This is a genomic window from Polynucleobacter sp. AM-7D1, assembly GCF_018688455.1.
Taxonomy (GTDB): domain Bacteria; phylum Pseudomonadota; class Gammaproteobacteria; order Burkholderiales; family Burkholderiaceae; genus Polynucleobacter.
Genome location: NZ_CP061319.1, coordinates 563,954 through 585,911 on the forward strand (window position 1 = coordinate 563,954; position 21,958 = coordinate 585,911).

Genomic DNA, 21,958 nt, shown 5'->3' on the forward strand with positions numbered 1-21,958 from the left:
GAAAGCCCTAGGTATCGATTTAAATATTGTTGATGCCAATCAAGAGATCTGCGTCCAGATCAATCAAAAATGATCACACAACAAAGAGAAGCCAAAGTAATATTGGTATTCAAAAATTTTTTGGAGGAGCGTTCATGAAGATGAAGTTGAAAGGGGCATTGATTTCCACCGCATTAGCCCTCGGTGCTGCTGGTGTTTCACCTGCTTTTGCTGCTTGGGAACCAACCAAGCCAGTTGAGTTCATTATTCCTGCCGGTCCTGGCGGTGGTGCTGACCAAATGGCTCGTATGATCCAAGGCATCATTACTAAAAATAACTTGATGAAGCAGGCAGTGATTCCTGTAAACAAGGGTGCTGGTGCAGGAGCTGAAGGCTTCTTGGCAATGAAAGAGGCAAAAGGCGATCCAAATAAGATCGTTATTACTTTGTCTAACTTGTTTACAACTCCATTAGCAACTGGCGTTCCATTTAACTGGAAAGACATCACTCCGGTAGCGATGTTGGCCCTAGACCAATTCGTTCTGTGGACCAACACTGATAAGCCTTACAAAACACCAAAAGAATATATTGATGCCGCTAAAGCAGCTGGCCCAGGTAAATTCAAGATGGGTGGTACAGGCTCTAAGTCAGAAGACCAAATCATTACCGTAGCTCTTGAGAAGGCAACTGGTACTAAGTTCACCTATATCCCTTTCAAGGGGGGTGGTGACGTTGCTGTTCAGTTAGTTGGAAATCACATTGATTCTTCTGTGAACAACCCAATTGAAGCTGTAGCTCAATGGCGTGCCGGCAAGTTACGTGCTCAGTGCGTATTTGATGACACACGTATGCCATACAAAGAGAAGATCACTCCAACTCAGTCTTGGAACGACGTTCCAACCTGTAAAGAAGTGGGCGTGCCTACAGATTACGTGATGTTGCGCGGTATCTTTATGGCCCCAGGCGTAACTCAAGAGCAAGTTGATTACTATATCAATGTGTTCAAAAAAGTACGCGAGACACCCGAGTGGAAGAAGTTCATGGCTGACGGTGCATTCAATCAAACATTCATGACTGGTAAAGAATTTAACAACTGGTTAACTTTGAATGAAGCATTGCACAAGCAGTTAATGGCTGAGGCTGGTTTCTTGGCCAAGTAATTGCAATAAATTAATAGGGCCTCTGTGAGGAGGCCCTATTTTTTTGAATGCATACGCAAAAAATAATTATTAAAAAGCGAAGCAGTAATAAATCAACCATTATTTAGTGAACGAAGCAAATGTCTGAACATACAAATAATTCAAATGAAGATTCAGTAATCAGTGTCCGTGCGATGGACATCATCACGGCTTTAGGGTTTATTGCAGTAGGCCTGGTAGTGATGATTGGTAGCATCAAATTGGGTGCTAGTTGGGGTAGTGATGGCCCGGAGGCAGGCTATTTCCCTTTTTACATCAGCTTGATCATCCTTCTTTCTAGCTCAGTAACTCTCTATCAAGCAGCTATTGTTGATAGAAAAAAGGAAACAGAATCCTTTGTTGAAAAAGAGCCTTTCAAGCAAGTGTTAGCAGTTTTGTTGCCGGCCCTGGTATTTATTTTGGGTGTGCAGTTGATCGGTATTTATGTTTCTGCTTTCGCCTATATCGCAGTCTTCATGATCTGGCTTGGCAAGTATGCAGCGTGGAAGGCAGTAGCAGTTGCCTTAGGTGTGAGCATAGCGCTTTACCTGATGTTCGAGTACTGGTTCCAAGTGCCACTACCACATGGCTCATTGATCAACCCACTCGAGTTTTTGGGTCTGAATTAAAAAATAATAACTATTAAAAAAGATTAGAAAAAAAGGAGTACAAGTTGGAAGAAATTAGCGCTCTATTCAACGGCTTTGCCGTTGCAATGACACCCTTTAACCTGCTATTAATGCTGGTTGGTGTAACTCTCGGTGTGATTATTGGTGTGCTACCAGGTTTGGGCGGTGCCAACGGAATTGCAATTCTGTTGCCATTGACTTTCACAATGCCGCCAACATCCGCAATCATCATGCTCTCCTGTATTTACTGGGGTGCATTGTTTGGTGGTGCGATTACATCTATTCTGTTTAATATTCCCGGTGAACCTTGGTCTGTTGCGACAACCTTTGATGGTTATCCAATGGCTCGTGAAGGTAAAGCTGGTGAGGCCTTAACAGCAGCGTTCACATCATCATTCGTTGGTGCGTTCTTTGCGATTGTGATGATTACCTTCTTGGCGCCTTTGGTTGCTAAGTTTGCACTGCAATTCGGCCCGCCGGAATTCTTCTCGGTATACCTGCTTACCTTCTGTAGTTTCGTGGGTATGAACAAGGGATCACCATTTAAGACTATCTCTGCAATGATGTTGGGCTTTGCCTTAGCTGCTGTAGGTATGGATACTGTTACAGGTCAGTTACGTCTGACATTCGGTAATCATGAGCTGATGCGTGGCTTTGACTTCTTGATCGCTGTGATCGGTTTGTTTGGTATCGGTGAGATTCTTCAGTCAATGGAAGAGGGTCTCAAGTTCCAAGGTGCTGCTGCGAAGATTCGTCGCCAGGTGGTATTCGAAACTTGGGCGAAGTTACCAAAATACTGGGCTACCACGATCCGCAGCTGCTTAATTGGTTGCTGGATGGGTATCACTCCAGGTGGCGCAACTCCAGCATCATTCATGGCTTACGGTGTTGCTAAGCGTGTATCTAAAGATGGTGATAGATTCGGCAAAGGTGCAATGGAGGGTATTGTTGCTCCTGAAACAGCTGCGCATGCTGCTGGTACAGCTGCCTTGTTGCCAATGTTGTCATTAGGTATCCCAGGATCACCAACAGCTGCTGTATTGCTTGGCGGTTTATTGATCTGGGGCTTACAACCAGGCCCATTACTCTTCGTTGAGAAGCCAGACTTTGTTTGGGGTTTGATCGCTAGTATGTACTTGGGTAACTTGGCAGGCTTGTTTGTAGTGTTGACTTGCGTTCCATTGTTTGCCTCAATCTTGAGAATTCCATTCTCAATCATTGCTCCAGTCATTATTGTGATTTGTGCAGTTGGTGCATACACCGTCCATAACGCAACGTTTGACGTTTGGTTGATGATGGGCTTCGGTGTTCTGGGTTACATCTTCAAGAAACTCGACTACCCAATGGCACCAATGGTCTTGGCCTTGGTATTGGGTGACCGTGCGGAAGATTCATTCCGTCAGTCGATGTTGATTTCACAAGGTAGCTTGGAGGTATTCTTCTCCAACTACTTGGTAGGTGCGATCAGCACATTAGCTTTGGTATTGCTGTTCTGGCCATTAATTGGCAAGTTCATCGGCAAGAAGAAAGCTGCTGCAGCGTAAGCTAAAGAGTTAAATGAGTAAAGAAAAGGGGGCGCAAGCCCCTTTTCCTATTGGAAAAACAAGGTTCAGACTCCGCCTAGCTAATACACCTATACGGGAGGCAACTTATCTTGAAAAACTCCGATAAAATCTCACCATCATGAATTTCCGCAAAAACCGCCTCATTCACTGGATTGCTGCTCTAGCAATAGCAATGAGTGCGCTTGCGCCAGCAGTTTCTCAAGCGGTATCGCTAGCTAAGCATGGTCAAGGTTTTGCTATGGAGATTTGTGCTGCAGATGGCACTAAATCCCAGATCAATATTCAAAGTGAAGATCAAGCGGATCTCGCAGAAGCTCAGCCTTGCCCATATTGCATCGCTCACACAGCTATCACTCCAGCATTCAATACCAATCTCACATTCCAGGCGCCGCAAACACTTGCTTTGCTGCCACAGCTTTTCTATCAATCACCCAAGCCACTCGCTGTTTGGGTAACCCCTCCCTCAGCAGCACCTCCTACACAAGCCTAATTCTTTTTAGGGCATAGCCTTGCTATGTAGTTGGCAATCAAGCATTAGGTTGTCGTCATATCGTGTGGAGTAGTCATGTTTTCAATTCAAATGAATTGGCCTTCTTTTAGGCAGATCTCATTATTCATATTTGCAGTCATATGCATTGTTTCAAATGCTATTGCTCATCCCCAGACCGAGGCAGAATCTCAGGAGAAGATCAAAGCATTGATCTCTAAGACGTTTGACCAACCTGATCTGAAGGTCCAAACCACCCCGATCGTTATTGAGGGCAAGGTTGCGATTGCAGATTGGACTCAAGGTCAAAAAGGTGGTCGGGCTCTTCTCAGAAGAAAGCATGCTGATTGGGAAATCATTGCTTGTGGTGGTGCTGGATTCAAAGATTCAAGTGCTATTGCAGCGGCCGGCATTTCCAAAGGGATTGCCAACAACATTACAGCAAAACTTAAGACCGCAGAATCATCGCTATCCCCACAAAAAATTAAACAACTAGATTCGTTTGATGGTGTCGTGACTATGCGTCACGGCATGCAGCATGGATCTGATTCAAAACATTAATTCGAGGTTAAAAAATGAAACCATATAAAACAAAATTAGCACTTGCCGCTTCACTCATCGTGGCTGGAAATGTTTATGCGCAAAGCTTGCCAAATGTAATTGTTACAGCTAAACCAGATATCGCTGAAGTTGAAATTGACAAATTCTCAAGCACCTCTGCCGTTATCACTGACGAAACGATTCGCGACTTGCATGCTGCAGATTTATCTTCAGCTTTGCGTAATACGCCAGGAACTCAAATTACTCGTTACAACCCGGTGGGATCTTTTGGCGGTGATCAGGGGGGATCAGTATTTATTCGCGGCATGGGTTTAAGTCGCCCGGGTAGCGAGATTAAGACTTACATTGATAACGTACCAATGTACATGCCAATTTGGGGGCATGCACTATTGGATTTGTTGCCAGTTAATGGCATGAAAGATATCACCATTTACAAGAGCCCACAGCCTCAAATTAATGGAAATAACTTTGCTTCTATTAACCTAAATACAAAGACTGCTGGGCCGAGCAACGGCGTATCCGGTAATGCACGAGTTTCCTATGGTTCTTACAACACTGTCATTGAGCAGGTGGATTTGGCCGGTCGCAGTAATGACGTTGATTTCTCACTAGCACAAGGATTTTCTAAATCCAATGGCGCAAGGGCAAATGGTAGTGGGCAGTTGGCCAACATTATGGGTTCTGCTGGATTTAAGATCGATCAAAACTGGAAGGTCGGCATCAGCGGAATGGCTATCAACAACACCGCTAAGGATCCTGGAAACAATACTCTAGCTGCCCCAGCCATTGCACCGACATATGATAGTGGCGCCCAAATGGTGACGGCTTTTGCAAAACACAATTACGATGCAGTTGAAGGTGAGTTTCGTATTTATTCAAACACTGGAAATGGAAATTTGAATAATGATATGCAAACAGGCGGTTGGGGTAATAATTACAACAATTTCTCAATGCAGGGCTTGCGCTGGAAGGAGTCAATTACAACTTGGCAAGGAGGAAATTTATTACTTGGTCTCGACTATGATTCCTCGTCAGGTAGCGTAACTAGTACGCCATTGGCTTGGGGCGGTGGTCTGGGTACAACTACCAAAACAACTTTGCCGACATATAAATTAACTTCCCCATATATGGGCTTAAGTCAAAATATTATGCTTAACGAAAAGTGGTCATTAATTCCGTCTGCAGGTGTGCGTAACTACCAAAACAATCAATACGCTTCAAAAACTGCTCCTTATGGAGGAATTTCCCTAGTTTCTGATGTCGCAACAATTTTCTTTAACGCCTCACAGGGTATTAACTATCCCGGGATGGAAGGCCCAGCATTACAAGCATCTATGGCTGCAAACTTTAACCAGTCCTGGAAAAGTTTATCCGCCGAAGAAATGAGTCATATGGAAGTTGGTGGGAAATTCATGATCGATAAGAAAACTAGGGTTGATACAAGCCTCTTCCAAGACACGGTTAAAAATCGGTATACCTTTACTGAAAATTACCCAAATGCATCTTGGGTTAGTTATGGCCAATACACCATGCAGGGTGTTGAGCTCTCAGCCCAAAGAGAAATCATTCCAGAGTTGACTATCTTCGGTGGATGGACATATTTAAATAACAACAGCGTTATGAATTTGCCGTATGTACCGCAAAATGCATTCAATGCCGCAGTTACTGGTTATCTTGGACAATTCCGGTTGTCTGTTGATGCGCAGTATCAATCTTCCTTTTATTCGCAGAGTTTAAGCAGAAATACTGGATCAACTAACACAACTCAGGTTAATGGTTTCACCGTTGCAAACGCCCGCGTTTCATACCCAATCCCAGAGCTAGGTAAAAAGGGTGAAGTTTTTGTAATGGTTGAAAACATCTTTAACCAACAGTACAGCTATCGCCAAGGATACCCAATGCCAGGCACATGGGGTTCGATTGGATTGTCTGCAAGCTTTAACTAATTTAGTGATTTTGTGGTGGCGATATTATTTGATTTAGATCAAGCTGCCACTTGTATTTATTGGCAAAATTAGCCGTTGAATTTAAATAGGAATGTGAAATGTTTATTAAGACTTTGAAATCTGCAGTACTCGCAGTATTAGCCACTTTGTCGTTATCAGTTTTTGCTGGTGCAAATGATCCCTTGTTTGTCAGCCTAACAAGTGATGAGCCGCATCGTGCAACGATGGCATTTAACTTTGGCTCGCATATGAATGCAGTGGGTCATCCATTAAGCGTTTTCTTAAGCGATAAAGGTGTATACCTTGGCGTGAAATCTGGTGCAGCCAAGTATCCAGATCAGCAGAAGATGTTGGCTGAGATTATTGCTAAAGGTGGAGTGGTTATTATGTGCCCATTGTGCTTAAAGCACTACGGTTTTACTGAAGCAGATTTATTGCCCGGCATCAAAATGGGTGGCGCTAAAGTAACTGGTGAGGCTTTATTTAAAGACAACACCAAGACAATGACTTGGTAATCCAGTATTTTTAGTACTATTAGTGATGCATTTTATTAAGCACCGCAAGTTCGTTCACTGGATAGCCGCTTTGGCTATCTTGCTGAGTGCGCTTGCGCCTGCTGTTTCACAGGCTTTATCTTTGGCTAATAGTGGCCAAGGATTTGTAGTTGAGATTTGTTCTAGCAATGGCAACAAGATGACTCAGGTCATCGGTGATGATGAGACTTCTTCATCACCTGCTATGGGTAGTCACTGCCCATACTGCGTAGTCCAGCCAATCTATTTATTACCTAGCATCATTGCATTTGAGTTTGTAGCCCCACAAGGCTATATAGCTCAATCATTAAGCTCTTATCAAGCCCCTCAGATCCTCTCTGCATGGGTCAAACTTCCCTCTAGAGCACCTCCTACCGAGCTTTAAATCACTTTGTTGGCATGACTTTGTCATGTCGTTTGGCAAGAATGTTTGCCCTTGATTTAAGAAAGAATGTGGAGGTTTAGATGTACGCCATTATTGAGCGCCCTGAAAGCGGGGCCACAGCAAAACAGATTATTTCTAAAGTATCGCAAGAGATCTTGCTGCCGAGTAATTTGCTCGAGGGGCATTATTGCGACAATCATTTTCCATCCCGTAAGCCTATCGATCGCTACTCCTGTGTAGAGCTGATCCGATACATTTGGATTAATCATTCTTCTAGAAGGGCATTTCTGGTTAAGCTTCCTAAAGACTTATCTTCAGATGACGCCTTGATTCAGGGTTTTGACGATCGCTACTTGGGTTATGTTCCCAAGAAGATTGGTAGAAGCTATTTAAAAGACCTTGCTATTTTGTATAAAAAGATTAACGACATTGAAAAATACAAGCGTCAGCTAGGTACCGGGATTTTTGCCTTAATGGGTACTGCTGGTATGAGTGTTTTTTCCAAGAGGGAGCTCAGCAGCCTCTTATCTGAACAGGCTAAATCTTTGCGACCTGTATATGCCATGATTGATGAGAGGCTCGATACCCTGAAGTCAGAGTTGGCTGGTAAAAGAGATATCTTTGTTCGTGGTAGTGCCAATAGTTATTACGATAGGCTGGCAGCATGAGTGGGTGGCTAAGGAAGTTGCCGGGCTATCAGACCTATGAGCCAGGTCTGGAGCGTAAGGTTTTGCATCAGTTACCCCAATTTACGGTAATGGGTGGTCTAGCAATTGCACTGCCTAGCTTGCTAGCAAGATTATTGTTGTCAGCTAAAGCGGAAAGAATCATTGATATCTTGGTGATTGCTACGGAGATCTTCTTTCTAGTCATGGTCCTGACCTTGGCTATTGCAGCCATTATTGTGATGCTCTCAAAGGGCCCAGCTTATGTTGCAGATGCTTACCCCTTGATAGAATCAGATAGGCCGGCTAAATGAATATTTTTTATTTGTGTTGGAGTTAAAGTAGCAGAATGCAAACTTGGTTGATGAAAAGAAATTGCTCCTTTTCCCCTAAGCAGGTGGGAGGTTTCTACATATCTATTGTGACCTTTTCTCTTTTAGTGGCAGGCTATTTCTATTTGATTGGGGCCTGGATAATTCTCATCTTTACCTCTATTGAGATTCTGGCGGTCACGATTGCTTTATATGTTTATACAAGACATGCATTGGATTACGAAAAGATTACGATTGTCGGTAAGCAGCTCTTATTAGAAAGAAGTTGGGGTGGCAAGATTCAACAGCATGAGTTCAACACCATTTGGACTAAGTTGGTTTATAACGAATCAACAGGAAAAGATTTGGTTTTGAAGACTGCCGCTAAAGAGGTGCCAATTGGTTTTTTTGTTGGCACAAATGGGCGAGAGCAGTTTGGAAAAGAACTTGAGAGATATCTCGGGATTTAAGATTAACTAGGAGGATGTTCGAATGAAACGCAATACATTATTAAATGCTTTATTGATTGCTGCTGTTGGTTTTGGTTTGGCTGCTACTGCACAAGCGCAAAACGCTAAAGTTGGTAACGTGCAAATTGAAAACGCTTATACGCGTGCAACAGTTCCTGGTCAGCAAGTAGCTGGCGGCTTTATGAAGATTGAAAACAAAGGCGCTGCTGATCAACTTATTTCTGCAAGCTCACCAGTATCAGGTGAAGTTCAGTTGCATGAAATGGCCATGGAAGGCAATGTCATGAAAATGCGCCAAGTGAAAGATATACCAGTGCCAGCAGGTGGTGCAGTGGAATTAAAGCCAGGCGGCTTACATCTCATGTTTATGAACATCAAAGCACCTTTGGCTGCTGGTGAGACCGTTCCTGTCAAACTCAAGTTTGCTAAAGCTGGTGAAGTAGAAGTGAAGATGCCAGTAAATGCAATGGGTAATCCTGGCGGTGGCCATGGCGGAGCAATGAAGCACTAAGCATGCTTTTTGTTGTATCTAGCTTAGGTATTAAAAAAGCCCCTAGTTTTACTTAGGGGCTTTTTGTTTGGCTTGGTTGACTTAGATCTTTAAATCGAGATCGGTCACCGCGCCTTTACTTGCGGTACTTGCTAAGCTGGCATATTTCGCCAGCAGGCCGCGCGTATAGCGTGGTTTTGGTTGCACCCAAGCGGCACGACGTTTGGCGATCTCTTCATCACTCACATTGAGTTGAATGAGTAGCTTATGGGCATCGATCGTCACAGAGTCTCCTTCTTGGATGAGGGCGATAGTGCCACCCACAAATGCCTCAGGAGCAACGTGACCAACCACCATGCCCCAAGTGCCGCCAGAGAAGCGTCCGTCAGTAATAAGGCCGACTGTCTCACCTAAACCTTGACCAACGAGGGCAGAGGTAGGGGCAAGCATTTCACGCATACCAGGGCCGCCTTTAGGGCCTTCATAGCGAATGACCATGACGTCACCGTCTTTGATCTTTTGCGCCATGATTGCCGCCATTGCATCATCTTCAGAATCAAATACACGAGCAGGGCCGGTAATGGATGGGTTCTTGAGGCCGGTAATCTTGGCAACGCAACCCTCTGGGGAGATGTTGCCCTTCAAAATAGCTAAGTGACCTTGCTTGTACAGTGGGTTATCTAAAGTACGAATGACCTTTTGATCGGCGCGTGGAACTGAGGGAACATCTTTCAATGTTTCAGCGATTGTTTTGCCAGTGATGGTCATGCAATCACCATGCAGTAGTCCGCCATCCAGCAAGATCTTCATGACTTGGGGAATGCCACCAGCTTGGTGAAGATCGGTTGCCAAATATTGACCAGAAGGCTTCATATCCACAATGACAGGAACACGCTTACGAATGCGCTCGAAGTCATCAATAGTCCAGTCAATCTCGGCGGCACTAGTAATTGCTAGGTAATGGAGAACGGCATTGGTAGATCCACCAACAGCCATGATCACGCTCACTGCATTCTCAATGGATTTTTTAGTGATGATGTCACGAGGACGTAAGTTTTTCTTAATGGCCTCAACCAATACAACGGCTGACTCATGTGCACTAGCAACCTTCTCTGCATCTTCATTGGCCATCGTGGAAGAGTAAGGCAAGCTCATGCCTAAAGCTTCAAATGAGGAGCTCATGGTGTTTGCTGTGTACATGCCACCACAAGAGCCACTACCTGGACAGGCGTGTTGTTCAACACCCTTCAGGTCTTCTTCGCTCATGCGGCCTGAGGTGAATTCACCAACGGCTTCAAATGCAGAGACAATATTCAGATCCTTGCCTTTGAAGTGACCTGGCTTAATTGTTCCGCCATAAACGTAAATACTTGGTACATTGGTGCGGGCCATCGCCATCATGCCGCCCGGCATGTTCTTATCGCAACCGCCAATAACCACAACGCCGTCTTGCCATAATCCATTAACGCAAGTTTCAATACTGTCAGCAATCACCTCACGGGAGATGAGAGAGTACTTCATACCCTCGGTACCCATGCCGATACCATCAGACACAGTAGGGGTGCCAAACATTTGTGCTTTTGCGCCAGCTTCTTCAAGCGCGGTTACTGCTGCATCTGCTAACTTTTGTAAACCGCTGTTGCAGGGGGTGATTGTCGAATGGCCATTTGCTACGCCAACCATCGGCTTAACAAAATCCTTCTCTTGGTAGCCCATCGCGTAATACATTGAGCGATTGGGTGCACGAGCAACCCCTTCGGTGACATTGCGCGAGCGTTCATTGAGGCGTTTCATGCTGATATGGACTCCAGAAAAGAATTTATCGAAAAGCTCTATTGTGCCGTGAGACTAGGTGGAACGCAGGGGTTTATGCAGGCATTCCTGCCCTGTTTCATAGCTTCCAATAAGCAGATTGTTCTATTGTATTTGGTGATTAAGGCTCAGAATTAGCTTGAGGGCTAATATCCTTAGAAAAAAAGCTGCGGTACATTGCCCTTACCTACTACTTTTTCCTTCAAATTCAATGACTAAAGTTGGCCACATCTACCTAATTGACGACGATGAGTCGATGCGCACATCGCTGAGCCGAATGCTAAAAGACGTGGGGTATATCGTGGAAGATTTCTCCTCCGCAGTGACATTTTTGGAGCATTCAGTGCCGGTAGCGCCCGCAGTCATCTTGCTCGACATGCAAATGCCAGATATGACTGGACTAGATTTACAGGAGAAATTGGTCCAACTGGGTCGTAAAACCCCGATTGTGTTTGTAAGTGGCCAGAGCCACCCTCATCAAATCGTCAAAAGCCTGAAGCGTGGCGCCGTCGATTTCCTCTTTAAACCCTTCAATTTGGAGGATTTATTGAAGGCCGTTGCTGATGCCCTAGAGTTTGATAGACGCCAGCTAAAACGCGTTTCTAAAGAGGTAGAAACCAAGAAAGACTATGCAACACTGACACCCAGAGAGAGGGAAGTCTGCTTTTGGTTAGTTAAAGGATTGCTTAATAAGGATATTGCCGTCAAACTGGGGACAACTGATGCCACCATCAAGGTTCATAAGGCAAGAGTGATGGATAAGATGAATGTGGAATCAGTTCAGGTATTAGTCGCAAAGTATCTTGAATCTGATTTAGAAAATTTCCAAAAAAGCTAGCTCTTGGGCTAATTTCCCTAGGCTTGTTTCCTGACTATGATTTCTTATTGATTTATTTTGTTATTTTAAGCACTTAAAGTACTTTTGTGAATTCAAACTCTACGCCACCTGAGATTGTCAAAGAGGCCTTTGCAGAGGCTAGGGAAAAGCTTGGCCTCTCCACTAAGGAGCTTGGCGTAAAAGCCTGTCTGTCTACTCGTCAGATTGAGCAAATCGAAAGTGGCGAAATGAGCTCCTTCTACGGAGCTCAAATTAAATTTACGGCCGCTAAAAAAGTAGCGAAGCTACTCAACTTAAGTGATGAGGATGCGTTTGACTACGGCGCCCAAGCTCAAGAGACATTCACTCCAAGTTCAGATGATCTGCCTATTGCAGAAGCTAAGTTGGTTCAAACTACAAAGCTTGAGGAAGACAAGCGAGTTCAACCTGCAAGGGTAGAGGCAGTAGAAGAAGTTGCTCAGCCAAAAGAATCAGTAAAAGAGCTGGCAAAAGAAATACCAGAGCCTGCTAAAAAAGTTCAGGCCACAGAAAATTCATCGCCTAGTGCCACAGCTGAATCAAAACCTAAATCACAAAAAAACCGCTTTCTTTGGCTGAGCGTGATTGCTGCTGCAGTTTTTGCTGTGATCAATTTGCGCCCATTGTTATTTGCGGAGAAGCCAGAAGAAATCATTGTTGTAAAGGAGGCAATTGTTGAGCCAGTTCCTGTGGCAAGCCCAGCCGAGCCTCCCCAAGTTGCTTCAGCCCCTGCGGCAGTTGTTGCCCCAGTGCTTGTGGCTCCCGTTGTTAGTGCTGAGGCATCAACAGCCTGTCCTGCTGAGGAGGGCATCATCAGTTATAAACCAGATGCACCCCGTAAAGCGGGAGATATGGTGTATGTGCAAGTTAAATCAAAACAAGTTATTTGCGTGAGTGATGCTTCTGGAAAGTTGCAAAATAAGACGCTGGAGCCTGGAGTGGGTGCATCTTTTTATGGCAAGCCACCATTTAAAGTATTCACTGCTGGCCTTGATCAGGCTGATGTATTTTTTCAGGGCGCAAAAGTTCGCCTGACAAATCCAAATTACAAAACCATCGTGTTGGAAGTTGCTGAAGTAATGGCTCCATCGACAGGGACGGATTCTCAGCAGCGCTAACCCTCTAGAGGATTAGCGCATTGAATGTTGGTGCTTAAACTGCTGAGTCGTTAGTTTCGCCAGTGCGAATACGAATAGCCTGCTCAATTGGGCTAACAAAAATTTTGCCATCGCCAATCTTGCCAGTACGTGCTGCTTTGGTAATTGCTTCGATTGCGGAGTCTACGCGATCAGCTGCAACGACTACCTCTACTTTTACTTTAGGCAAAAAGTCGACTACATACTCGGCTCCACGATAGAGTTCAGTGTGACCTTTTTGGCGACCAAAGCCTTTAACTTCAGTAACGGTGAGTCCGGTAACGCCTACTTCAGCTAAGGCTTCACGAACTTCGTCAAGTTTGAACGGCTTAATAATGGATGTGATTAGCTTCATATATTCCCCTTAATACAGTAATCATACCTAGAACTGAAAACCAATGCCCAGTTACGCCCTAAATTGGGAGGTAATAGGATAGCGCCAGTCACGCCCAAAGGCTCTGGTGGTCACACGAACACCCGGAGGCGCTTGGCGACGCTTGTACTCATTGAGCTTAATCAGGCGGGTAACTTTTTCTACGCTTTCTGGATCAAAGCCGGCGGCAATAATTTGGGCGATGGATTGGTTTTTCTCCATATAGCGCTCTACGATGCCATCCAATACTTCATATGATGGCAGGCTATCTTGATCGGTTTGGTCGGGGCGCAATTCTGCAGAAGGAGCGCGTGTCAGAATCCGCTCCGGAATAATTGGGGCAATACTGTTGCGGTAAGCGCACAAGCGATAGACCAAGGTTTTGGCGATATCCTTAATGACTGCAAAGCCACCGGCCATATCTCCGTAGAGAGTGCAGTAGCCCACAGCCATTTCACTCTTATTGCCGGTTGTAAGAACTAGACGGCCGGTTTTATTGGAGAGCGCCATCAGGAGAGTGCCACGTACTCGCGCCTGAATATTCTCTTCAGTGGCATCCAGTTTGAGGCCCATAAATTGCTCAGCTAAGGCATGCTCTAAAGCATCAACAGGTTCGCTAATGGGGATCTCATCATATTGAACACCCAGATTCTGAGCCATTTCTCTAGCATCAATCCAAGAGATATCAGCGGTATAGCGAGAGGCCATCATGACGGTGCGAACTTTGTCTGCCCCCAATGCATCAACAGCTATCGCCAGAACTAATGCTGAATCAACCCCGCCCGAGAGGCCAATAATGACTCCTGGAAAACGGTTCTTCTGGACATAGTCCCGGACACCCAAAACAAGAGCTTGATAGGCCTGAGCTTCTACGCTGGATGGAGGAATTAGAGATCCTATCTCTAAGTCAGCGGATACATTGACATCGACATAGCCTAGAGCGGTTTCAAACTGTGGCATGGTCATCACTACCTTGCCCGCGCTATTCAAGGCAAAGGATCCACCATCAAAAACCAATTCATCTTGTCCGCCTACTGCATTGACATAAACCAAAGGCATCTTGCTTAAGGCAATTTGTTTGCGCAGCACCTCAATACGTAAAGATTCTTTTTGGAGGTGATAAGGTGAGGCATTGAGAACCAGGAGTACTTGGGCGCCAGCAGCATGAGCCTGCTTAGCAGGGCCTGCATGCCAAGCGTCTTCACACAGAATGAGCCCGTATTGGATGCTGGCATTTTCAAAGACACAGGCTTCGTTGCCTGGTGTGAAGTAGCGCACCTCATCAAATACTTCATGGTTGGGTAATTCTTGTTTGGCATAGCCGGCAATGACTTTGCCATCACGAATAACAGACGCATAGTTTTGTAAACCAGCGACAGTCTTTTTGGGGTGACCAATAATCACGGTCAATCCTGGAAATTTCTGGAGCTCCAGCACTAAACAACTGAGCTCACGATCGGCAGCCTCAATAAAGGCGGGGCGAAGTAGTAAGTCTTCTGGAGGGTAGCCAGTGAGCGAGAGCTCTGGCGTGAGAACTAGTTTGGCGCCTTGTGCATATGCATCTGCGGCGGCTTGAGAAATGAGCTGCGCGTTGCCAGGCAAATCACCCAAAAGAGGGTTGATTTGCGCCAGGGCAATTTTTTGCGAGCTCACTCCCAATTACAAATCAATTACTTCTGTGACTTGGCATAGCCTTCGATGCCATCCAAAATTTCTTTATGGGCACCAGCAACACCAGTCCAGCCTTTAACTTTTACCCACTTACCTTTTTCGAGATCTTTATAGTGCTCGAAGAAGTGTTGAATTTGGGCGAGGAGTAATTCGTTTACATCTTCAGGCTTTTGCAAATGCTTGTAGATTGGCAAAATCTTATCTTCTGGAACAGCCAACAACTTCGCATCTTGTCCGCCTTCATCTTCCATTTCCAACATTCCGATGGCGCGACAGCTCACTACTGAGCCTGGTACCAATGCAAATGGAGTAATAACGAGAACGTCAACAGGATCGCCGTCACCAGCAATCGTTTTAGGGATGTAACCGTAGTTGCATGGATAGTGCATTGCTGTACCCATGAAGCGATCTACGAAGAGGCAGCCAGTTTCTTTATCCACTTCATACTTCACTGGATCCGCATTCATTGGGATCTCAATAATGACGTTGAATGATTCTGGGATTTTTTTACCCGGACTGACCTTGTCGTAACTCATAAATACTCCGCTTAGTGATTAATGGATACCTCGATATTAGCAAAGAGGTGTTGTGGCGCTTATTTTAAAGCTTTCCGAGGTATTTTTGAGGTCTGTACGGACTCAAATTGGTCGGGGTAAACCTTTATTCTGGCCCTGGAATGAAAAACGCCCAGCAAGGCCGGGCGTTATCTTGGGCTGGCGAAGCAGCTATTAATCTAAGGTCTCCAAGTAACGCTGTGCATCTAAAGCAGCCATACAGCCCGTACCCGCACTAGTAATTGCCTGGCGATAGATGTGATCCTGCACATCACCCGCCGCAAATACGCCTGGAATATTAGTAGCAGTTGCATTGCCTTCCAGGCCAGAGTGAGTCTTGATGTAGCCGTTGTTCATATCGAGCTGACCAACAAACAATTCGGTATTGGGTTTGTGGCCAATTGCAATAAATGCGCCAGTGACAGCAATATCTTCTGTGCTGCCGTCCGCTTTTTTGATGCGCACACCAGTAACACCTTTTTCATCGCCCAGGACCTCATCAAGAGTTGAGTTCAACTTGAGCTCCACTTTGCCTTCAGCTACTTTCGCCATGAGGCGGTCGTTGAGAATTGGCTCCGCGCGGAATTTATCGCGACGATGAATCACGGTTACTTTCTTGGCAATTCCTGTGAGATAGAGTGCCTCTTCAACAGCGGTGTTACCACCACCAACTACGCAAACGTCTTGATTTCGATAGAAGAAGCCATCGCATGTTGCGCATCCAGAAACGCCACGACCCATAAATGCTTCCTCACTAGGAAGGCCGATATATTGGGCAGAGGCGCCCGTGGAAATAATTAAAGCATCACAGGTGTAGGTGCCAGAATCGCCAACTAAACGTATGGGCTTTTCAGTCAGTGCAGCAGTATGAATATGATCAAAGATGATGTTGGTATTAAAGCGCTCTGCATGCTTTAAAAAGCGATCCATGAGCTCAGGTCCTTGGACACCATCTGGGTCTGCAGGCCAGTTTTCTACATCAGTAGTGGTCATTAGTTGACCGCCCTGTGCCAAGCCGGTAATGAGGGTTGGGTTCAAATTGGCACGGGCAGCATAAACAGCAGCCGTGTAGCCGGCAGGGCCCGAACCGAGGATGAGAACTTTGGAGTGTTTTGGGGTATTTGTAGTCATATCCAAATTATAGGATTGCTTGATTACAATCGGAAGAACATGGCAAGAACCGCATACCCGAAGTCCAAAACCCCTTTAAGCCCCCAGCCCCCTGAGAATCATGGGCAGGGTAGGATGCCCCGTCTCCTTCTAGAGGCCCGGTGGTTTATCTCTGTTGGTCTTTGTTTGGGCTTATTGGCTATTTTGGTGACTTATTCCAAGGCAGACCCTGCTTGGTCGCATGCTAGCTTTGAGGCCCCCAAGAACCTGGGAGGGCGTTTCGGGGCCTATTTAGCTGATTTATTGCTCTATATCTTTGGTATTTCAGCTTTTTGGTGGGTAGTGCTCTTTGGCCGTAGGGTGCTTAGCGGATGGCGTGAGCTTTGGAGCATTCCTTTGCCTGTAGACCCTGACGCTAAACCCGACTCTCTATTAATGCGTTGGTTAGGCTTTGGGCTGACTATATTGAGCAGTATGGGTCTCGAGTCCATTCGCTTACATTCCTTGACCTGGGAGCTTCCAAGACCTCCTGGGGGCATTTTGGGTGAGTTGATCGGCGACCCATTACAAATGACCTTGGGTTTTACTGGTTCCACCCTGGTCTTACTTTTCACCCTTTGCGCAGGTCTGTCTTTATTTCTTCATTTTTCCTGGTTAGATGTTGCAGAAAAGCTAGGGCGATCTCTTGAGCTTGCCTACAACCGCTTACGCGAGCGACGCGATAGTGAAGAGGATCGCAAGCTAGGAGAGGCTGCGGCTGAAGAGCGCGAAGAGTTTGTTGAGGAGTTCCGCGGGCGCGTTGAAATTGCTAAGCCAATACAGATTGTTCGAGCACCTGTAGAGATTGTAAAAAGTGCTCGAGTTGAGCGTGAGAAGCAGCAGCCACTGTTTGTAGATATTCCTGATTCAGAATTGCCACCTTTGGCTTTACTTGATCCTGTGCCGGAAGCGAAAGAAACTATTTCAGCCGATGTGTTGGAATTTACTTCTCGTTTGATTGAGCGCAAGCTAGCTGAGTTCAATGTAGAAGTTAAAGTGATTGCCGCTTACCCAGGTCCAGTGGTGACTCGTTATGAAATCGATCCAGCGGTTGGTGTGAAGGGTAGTCAGATCGTCAATCTCTCACGTGACTTAGCGCGATCCCTGGGTGTTGTGAGTATGCGCGTGGTAGAAACTATTCCAGGTAAGACTTGCATGGCTTTGGAATTGCCAAACCCAACGCGTCAATCGGTTTACCTCTCAGAGATTTTGAGTTCCCAGGTTTATAACGATAGTCACTCCAACTTGACCCTCTCTTTGGGTAAAGATATTTCAGGTAGTCCAATCGTTGCTGACTTGGCAAAGATGCCACACTGCTTAGTTGCCGGTACGACTGGTGCTGGTAAGTCTGTTGGTATCAATGCCATGATTCTGTCCATCCTCTTCAAGGCGAAGCCGGATGAAGTTCGTCTGATCATGATTGATCCGAAGATGCTGGAGATGGCAATGTATGACAAGATTCCGCATCTCTTATGTCCAGTGGTAACTGACATGAAGCAGGCCTATAACGCGCTCAATTGGGCTGTAAATGAGATGGAGCGTCGCTACAAGTTGATGAGTAAGTTTGGTGTGCGTAACCTTGCCGGCTTTAATAAAAAGATTTTAGAAGCCGAGGAGAAAGGTGAGAAGCTCACCAATCCATTTAGCTTAACTCCGGATGTTCCAGAGCCAATCTACAAAGCGCCAGTGATCGTCATCGTGATTGATGAGTTGGCTGACTTGATGATGGTCTCCGGCAAGAAGATCGAAGAGTTAATTGCACGTATTGCTCAGAAGGCCCGTGCTGCAGGTATTCATTTAGTGTTGGCAACTCAACGTCCAAGCGTGGATGTGATTACTGGTCTGATTAAAGCGAACGTACCAACACGTATTTCTTTCCAAGTGAGTTCGAAAATTGATAGCCGTACCATCCTAGATCAGCAGGGCGCTGAAGCACTGCTCGGGATGGGCGACATGCTTTATATGGCACCGGGTACTGGATTGCCTGTGCGTGTCCATGGTGCTTTCGTATCGGATGATGAAGTCCACCGTGTGGTCGAATGGCTTAAGGAAAAAGGCGAAGCCAATTATATTGACGGTGTTCTTGAAGGCGCCGATGAATCTACGATGGATGCACTGACTGGTGAAGGTGGTGGTGAAGCTGATCCGTTATACGATCAGGCAGTCGCTATCGTCCTAGAAAACAAGCGCCCATCGATTTCTCTGGTGCAGCGTCACTTGCGTATTGGTTATAACCGAGCAGCCCGTTTACTCGAGGATATGGAAAAGGCAGGTTTAGTTTCGAAGATGGGTAATGGCGGTAATCGCGAGATCCTCCATCGCCCTTCAGAATAAGGCGACTCCATTGCGTAGATTTTTATCCGTAGCAACAACCATCCTTATCAGCCTTGCGTCCTTTGCATTTTCAAGTTCCGCATTTGCTGAGGGTGAAAGTGGTGCAGAGCAGCTGCGTCAGTTTGTGCGAAATTCTAAAACTGCAGAAGGTGATTTTATGCAGCAGCAGTTGCGCGCACCCAAAGCAAATGAACCACAAGATAAGGGCTTAAAAGTAGTTCGCCAAACACAAGGACGTTTTGTATTTCAGCGTCCAGGTCGATTTATTTGGGATACCCAAAAGCCTTACGAACAAAAACTCATTGCCGATGGCAAGCAACTCATTTTGTGGGATAAGGATTTAAATCAAGCGACTTTTAGACCAGCTGGACAAACTTTAGCGGCCACCCCCGCCGCAATCCTGTTTGGGGAGACTTCTTTAGACCAGCATTTTGATTTGCTTGATGGCGAAGATCGTCTTGGTATGAAGTGGGTGGCCCTGACGCCGAAAAAGAACCCGAATGCAAAAAACGGCAATGACTTGCCGTATACCAAGATCTCTGTAGGTATGGCTAATGGCCTGCCTAAAGCGCTAGAACTCACGGATGGCTTAGGTAGTGTGGTGTTGGTCACTTTAGATAAGATCCAACTGAATGTGAATTTACCCGCTAATCGCTTTACCTTTACACCGCCTGCCGGCGCAGAAGTCTTACGCTTAAACTAACGCATATACCCATTAACTAATAGAGCATCAGATGATTGATCCGCAATTACTCCGCAAAGATATCGCAGCCGTTGCTACCCGTTTAGCTACTCGCAAATTCCAACTGGATGTTGAGAAGTTCAACACCTTAGAGGCTGAGCGCAAATCTTTGCAAACTCGCACTGAGGAGTTGCAAGCTAAGCGTAACCAACTAGCCAAGGCTATTGGTATGAAAAAAGGTAAGGGCGAGGATGCTACTGCTGAGATGGCTGAAGCAACACAGATCAACGTGGATATGGAGTCTGGTGCAGCACGCTTAGCAATTTTGCAGACAGAGATTGCAGATTTTTTAATGGGTATTCCTAACCTACCGGATGAAGCAGTTCCGGTTGGTAAAGATGAAACTGAAAACAAGGAAGTAAAGCGTTGGGGCAAAATCCCCGAGTTTTCATTTCCTGTAAAAGACCATGTTGATCTAGGCGCACCATTAGGTCTCGACTTTGAATCTGCTGCAAAAATTAGTGGCTCACGCTTCGTGGTTCTCAAGGGGCCTGTTGCTAGATTGCATCGCGCCTTGGCGCAATTCATGATTGATCTACATACAGGTCAGCATGCTTATGAAGAGCTCTATGTACCCTTGATGGTGAACGCAGCATCAATGCGTGGCACTGGTCAGCTACCTAAGTTTGAAGAGGATCTATTTAAGGTTCCTCGTCAGATGGGTGGTGAAGATGGTGCGGGCGAAGCGAAGATTGAAAACTTTTATCTCATTCCAACTGCAGAAGTGCCGGTGACGAATTTGATGCGCGACACCATTACGGCGGTTGAAGAGTTGCCATTAAAGTTTGTTGCTCATACCCCATGCTTTAGATCTGAGGCTGGTAGCTATGGACGTGATGTACGCGGCATGATTCGCCAGCACCAGTTTGAAAAAGTAGAGCTCGTACAAATTGCTAAACCAGAAGAATCAATGCAGTTACTTGAGGAATTAACTTCACATGCAGAAAAGGTGTTGGAGTTGCTGGAATTGCCTTACCGAAAAGTATTACTCTGTACGGGTGATATGGGTTTTGGTAGTTCTAAGACCTATGACTTAGAAGTTTGGATTCCGTCACAAAATGCTTACCGTGAAATTAGCTCTTGCTCCAATATGGGTGACTTCCAAGCAAGACGGATGCAGGCAAGATTTAAAGCTGGTCAAGGAAAGCCAGAGTTAGTGCATACCTTGAATGGCTCTGGCCTTGCCGTTGGTAGAACAGGCGTTGCACTACTGGAGAACTTCCAACAAGCTGATGGCAGCATAGCTATTCCGAAAGCCTTGCGACCATACTTGGGCGGCTTGGAAGTATTAAAGCCCGCCTAAGTAAGAAATCTAAGAAATACCCGAAAGCTATAATCGCTATTCGGTTCGGAGAGATGGCAGAGTGGTCGAATGTACCTGACTCGAAATCAGGCGTAGGGTCAAACCTACCGTGGGTTCGAATCCCACTCTCTCCGCCAATGAAGCACTTATCTATCCAAGTGCATCTTGAGAACCCAAGTTAACTACTAAATCTTTAAATTCCCAAGAATAATCTGCAGTATCTGAAGGATAAGTAGTAGTGCGAGTGGGGATAAATCCAAGGCACCAAAGTTAGGTATCACCCTTCTAATCGGGGTGAGTAGAGGGTTCACTAATAGTGATACTAGAAACTGAATTTGAGTTCCTGTGCCAACCCAGGAAAGAATGATGCTGATAAAAACCAGGCCAACCAGTCCTGAAAGAGTCAGGTTCAGCATATCAACTAATGCCAGTGCTAACCAAGAGATATCAATCGAAGTAGCGCCAGAGATAAATAGCAGGATCGAAATTTTGGCCAAAATCAAAAGATAGGCTGCGACACAACTCGCTAGATCAAAGCGACCAATACTGGGTACGATGCGTCTTAGCGGAAGAACAATCCAATTGCTTAAAGGCAGAATATAGGCGCCAATAGTCTTGCTTTGTCCCGCCCCTAAATTGAATGCAAGCCACTGTAAATAGCAGCGTAAAAGGCAGGCTCCAGCAACAATGCTAACGAGTACCTGAAGAATGAGGTTGGCAATTTGTATCAACATAACCATATTGTAGGGCGTTTAAACGGCAAGGGTTCAGCAGCATTATTCAATTGGTGCAACAATCAAATATAGAAAATTCAATTATTAGGAGCTGC

23 protein-coding genes and 1 tRNA gene are annotated in these 21,958 nt (G+C 45.6%); 18 read left to right on the top strand and 6 right to left on the bottom strand.

All coding sequences use genetic code 11. From position 1 onward, the window contains the following. Window positions 1-140: 140 nt before the first annotated feature. The 12 genes from GQ359_RS02945 (at window position 141) to GQ359_RS03000 (ending at window position 9,220) form a co-directional block, all read left to right on the top strand. Window positions 141-1,139, top strand: coding sequence for a tripartite tricarboxylate transporter substrate binding protein (locus GQ359_RS02945; RefSeq protein ID WP_215387872.1), 999 nt, complete (start codon window positions 141-143; stop codon window positions 1,137-1,139). 119 nt (window positions 1,140-1,258) lie between these two features. After that, entirely contained in the window at window positions 1,259-1,786 is a 528-nt protein-coding gene (locus GQ359_RS02950; RefSeq protein WP_215387436.1) for a tripartite tricarboxylate transporter TctB family protein, read from the top strand. A 44-nt stretch (window positions 1,787-1,830) separates the two neighbouring features. Continuing rightward, entirely contained in the window at window positions 1,831-3,330 is a 1,500-nt protein-coding gene (locus GQ359_RS02955) for a tripartite tricarboxylate transporter permease (protein ID WP_215387437.1), read from the top strand. A 139-nt stretch (window positions 3,331-3,469) separates the two neighbouring features. Continuing rightward, window positions 3,470-3,841, top strand: coding sequence for a DUF2946 family protein (locus tag GQ359_RS02960; protein ID WP_215387445.1), 372 nt, complete (start codon window positions 3,470-3,472; stop codon window positions 3,839-3,841). Window positions 3,842-3,916: 75 nt separating this feature from the next. Beyond that, the gene (locus tag GQ359_RS02965; RefSeq protein WP_215387447.1) at window positions 3,917-4,399 is read left to right on the top strand and encodes a copper uptake system-associated protein; all 483 of its coding nucleotides are present in this window, start codon (window positions 3,917-3,919) and stop codon (window positions 4,397-4,399) included. Between the two features lie 14 nt (window positions 4,400-4,413). After that, window positions 4,414-6,345 (top strand): TonB-dependent receptor, encoded by a 1,932-nt coding sequence (locus GQ359_RS02970; RefSeq protein ID WP_215387449.1) that lies wholly within the window; start codon window positions 4,414-4,416, stop codon window positions 6,343-6,345. A 98-nt stretch (window positions 6,346-6,443) separates the two neighbouring features. Continuing rightward, the gene (locus GQ359_RS02975; protein WP_215387451.1) at window positions 6,444-6,860 is read left to right on the top strand and encodes a DsrE family protein; all 417 of its coding nucleotides are present in this window, start codon (window positions 6,444-6,446) and stop codon (window positions 6,858-6,860) included. A 25-nt stretch (window positions 6,861-6,885) separates the two neighbouring features. Further along, window positions 6,886-7,263, top strand: a complete 378-nt coding sequence (locus GQ359_RS02980) for a DUF2946 family protein (RefSeq protein WP_215387453.1) — start codon at window positions 6,886-6,888, stop codon at window positions 7,261-7,263. Window positions 7,264-7,343: 80 nt separating this feature from the next. Then, on the top strand, window positions 7,344-7,931 hold the full coding sequence (locus GQ359_RS02985; RefSeq protein WP_215387455.1) for a hypothetical protein: 588 nt from the start codon (window positions 7,344-7,346) through the stop codon (window positions 7,929-7,931). Beyond that, a complete protein-coding gene (locus GQ359_RS02990) occupies window positions 7,928-8,242 on the top strand; it encodes a hypothetical protein (protein ID WP_215387456.1) in 315 nt (104 codons plus the stop codon). Before GQ359_RS02985 ends, GQ359_RS02990 begins: the two co-directional genes overlap by 4 nt. Window positions 8,243-8,277: 35 nt before the next feature. Continuing rightward, complete coding sequence (locus tag GQ359_RS02995; protein WP_215387458.1) at window positions 8,278-8,709, top strand: DUF2244 domain-containing protein; 432 nt, start codon at window positions 8,278-8,280, stop codon at window positions 8,707-8,709. 22 nt (window positions 8,710-8,731) lie between these two features. Then, entirely contained in the window at window positions 8,732-9,220 is a 489-nt protein-coding gene (locus GQ359_RS03000) for a copper chaperone PCu(A)C (RefSeq protein ID WP_215387460.1), read from the top strand. Between the two features lie 81 nt (window positions 9,221-9,301). Here the strand turns inward: GQ359_RS03000 and ilvD are convergent, their stop codons facing one another. After that, window positions 9,302-10,993 carry a dihydroxy-acid dehydratase gene (ilvD, locus tag GQ359_RS03005; protein WP_215387462.1) on the bottom strand — a complete coding sequence of 564 codons (1,692 nt, stop codon included), beginning with the start codon at window positions 10,991-10,993 and terminating at the stop codon, window positions 9,302-9,304. A gap of 229 nt (window positions 10,994-11,222) precedes the next feature. Between ilvD and GQ359_RS03010 the strand changes: the two genes are divergently transcribed. Beyond that, window positions 11,223-11,849, top strand: a complete 627-nt coding sequence (locus tag GQ359_RS03010; RefSeq protein WP_215303025.1) for a response regulator transcription factor — start codon at window positions 11,223-11,225, stop codon at window positions 11,847-11,849. An 86-nt stretch (window positions 11,850-11,935) separates the two neighbouring features. Next, window positions 11,936-12,985, top strand: coding sequence for a helix-turn-helix transcriptional regulator (locus GQ359_RS03015; protein ID WP_215387464.1), 1,050 nt, complete (start codon window positions 11,936-11,938; stop codon window positions 12,983-12,985). Between the two features lie 34 nt (window positions 12,986-13,019). On the opposite strand, the gene GQ359_RS03020 is transcribed toward GQ359_RS03015, so the two are convergent. The 4 genes from GQ359_RS03020 to trxB all read right to left on the bottom strand — a co-directional run bounded on the left by GQ359_RS03020 (window position 13,020) and on the right by trxB (window position 16,732). Further along, complete coding sequence (locus tag GQ359_RS03020) at window positions 13,020-13,358, bottom strand: P-II family nitrogen regulator (RefSeq protein ID WP_215387466.1); 339 nt, start codon at window positions 13,356-13,358, stop codon at window positions 13,020-13,022. Between the two features lie 51 nt (window positions 13,359-13,409). Further along, on the bottom strand, window positions 13,410-15,029 hold the full coding sequence (locus tag GQ359_RS03025; RefSeq protein WP_215387467.1) for an NAD+ synthase: 1,620 nt from the start codon (window positions 15,027-15,029) through the stop codon (window positions 13,410-13,412). A 17-nt stretch (window positions 15,030-15,046) separates the two neighbouring features. Further along, window positions 15,047-15,583: an inorganic diphosphatase gene (gene ppa / locus GQ359_RS03030; protein ID WP_215309606.1), complete on the bottom strand. Its 537-nt coding sequence runs from the start codon at window positions 15,581-15,583 to the stop codon at window positions 15,047-15,049. A 192-nt stretch (window positions 15,584-15,775) separates the two neighbouring features. Further along, window positions 15,776-16,732, bottom strand: coding sequence for a thioredoxin-disulfide reductase (trxB, locus tag GQ359_RS03035; RefSeq protein WP_215387469.1), 957 nt, complete (start codon window positions 16,730-16,732; stop codon window positions 15,776-15,778). A gap of 114 nt (window positions 16,733-16,846) precedes the next feature. On the opposite strand from trxB, the gene GQ359_RS03040 reads away from it, so the two are divergent. The 4 genes from GQ359_RS03040 to GQ359_RS03055 all read left to right on the top strand — a co-directional run bounded on the left by GQ359_RS03040 (window position 16,847) and on the right by GQ359_RS03055 (window position 21,266). Next, on the top strand, window positions 16,847-19,084 hold the full coding sequence (locus GQ359_RS03040) for a DNA translocase FtsK (protein ID WP_371822454.1): 2,238 nt from the start codon (window positions 16,847-16,849) through the stop codon (window positions 19,082-19,084). Beyond that, window positions 19,044-19,787 carry an outer membrane lipoprotein carrier protein LolA gene (locus GQ359_RS03045; protein WP_215387473.1) on the top strand — a complete coding sequence of 248 codons (744 nt, stop codon included), beginning with the start codon at window positions 19,044-19,046 and terminating at the stop codon, window positions 19,785-19,787. The genes GQ359_RS03040 and GQ359_RS03045 overlap by 41 nt, the downstream gene beginning before the upstream one ends. A gap of 31 nt (window positions 19,788-19,818) precedes the next feature. Further along, window positions 19,819-21,129 (top strand): serine--tRNA ligase, encoded by a 1,311-nt coding sequence (serS, locus tag GQ359_RS03050; protein ID WP_215387475.1) that lies wholly within the window; start codon window positions 19,819-19,821, stop codon window positions 21,127-21,129. Window positions 21,130-21,176: 47 nt separating this feature from the next. Beyond that, window positions 21,177-21,266, top strand: a tRNA-Ser gene (locus GQ359_RS03055). 48 nt (window positions 21,267-21,314) lie between these two features. Here the strand turns inward: GQ359_RS03055 and GQ359_RS03060 are convergent. Beyond that, window positions 21,315-21,863 (bottom strand): YggT family protein, encoded by a 549-nt coding sequence (locus tag GQ359_RS03060; RefSeq protein ID WP_215387476.1) that lies wholly within the window; start codon window positions 21,861-21,863, stop codon window positions 21,315-21,317. Window positions 21,864-21,958 lie beyond the last annotated feature (95 nt).

Bases quoted from the DNA above. Each gene is read 5' to 3' on its own strand.
- GQ359_RS02945 (WP_215387872.1), top strand. From the start codon at position 141: ATGAAGTTGAAAGGGGCATTGATTTCCACCGCATTAGCCCTCGGTGCT.
- GQ359_RS02950 (WP_215387436.1), top strand. From the start codon at position 1,259: ATGTCTGAACATACAAATAATTCAAATGAAGATTCAGTAATCAGTGTC.
- GQ359_RS02960 (WP_215387445.1), top strand. From the start codon at position 3,470: ATGAATTTCCGCAAAAACCGCCTCATTCACTGGATTGCTGCTCTAGCA.
- GQ359_RS02965 (WP_215387447.1), top strand. From the start codon at position 3,917: ATGTTTTCAATTCAAATGAATTGGCCTTCTTTTAGGCAGATCTCATTA.
- GQ359_RS02970 (WP_215387449.1), top strand. From the start codon at position 4,414: ATGAAACCATATAAAACAAAATTAGCACTTGCCGCTTCACTCATCGTG.
- GQ359_RS02975 (WP_215387451.1), top strand. From the start codon at position 6,444: ATGTTTATTAAGACTTTGAAATCTGCAGTACTCGCAGTATTAGCCACT.
- GQ359_RS02980 (WP_215387453.1), top strand. From the start codon at position 6,886: ATGCATTTTATTAAGCACCGCAAGTTCGTTCACTGGATAGCCGCTTTG.
- GQ359_RS02985 (WP_215387455.1), top strand. From the start codon at position 7,344: ATGTACGCCATTATTGAGCGCCCTGAAAGCGGGGCCACAGCAAAACAG.
- GQ359_RS02990 (WP_215387456.1), top strand. From the start codon at position 7,928: ATGAGTGGGTGGCTAAGGAAGTTGCCGGGCTATCAGACCTATGAGCCA.
- GQ359_RS02995 (WP_215387458.1), top strand. From the start codon at position 8,278: ATGCAAACTTGGTTGATGAAAAGAAATTGCTCCTTTTCCCCTAAGCAG.
- GQ359_RS03000 (WP_215387460.1), top strand. From the start codon at position 8,732: ATGAAACGCAATACATTATTAAATGCTTTATTGATTGCTGCTGTTGGT.
- ilvD (WP_215387462.1), bottom strand. From the start codon at position 10,993: ATGAAACGCCTCAATGAACGCTCGCGCAATGTCACCGAAGGGGTTGCT.
- GQ359_RS03010 (WP_215303025.1), top strand. From the start codon at position 11,223: ATGACTAAAGTTGGCCACATCTACCTAATTGACGACGATGAGTCGATG.
- GQ359_RS03020 (WP_215387466.1), bottom strand. From the start codon at position 13,358: ATGAAGCTAATCACATCCATTATTAAGCCGTTCAAACTTGACGAAGTT.
- ppa (WP_215309606.1), bottom strand. From the start codon at position 15,583: ATGAGTTACGACAAGGTCAGTCCGGGTAAAAAAATCCCAGAATCATTC.
- trxB (WP_215387469.1), bottom strand. From the start codon at position 16,732: ATGACTACAAATACCCCAAAACACTCCAAAGTTCTCATCCTCGGTTCG.
- GQ359_RS03040 (WP_371822454.1), top strand. From the start codon at position 16,847: ATGCCCCGTCTCCTTCTAGAGGCCCGGTGGTTTATCTCTGTTGGTCTT.
- GQ359_RS03045 (WP_215387473.1), top strand. From the start codon at position 19,044: ATGGCGGTAATCGCGAGATCCTCCATCGCCCTTCAGAATAAGGCGACT.
- serS (WP_215387475.1), top strand. From the start codon at position 19,819: ATGATTGATCCGCAATTACTCCGCAAAGATATCGCAGCCGTTGCTACC.
- GQ359_RS03060 (WP_215387476.1), bottom strand. From the start codon at position 21,863: ATGTTGATACAAATTGCCAACCTCATTCTTCAGGTACTCGTTAGCATT.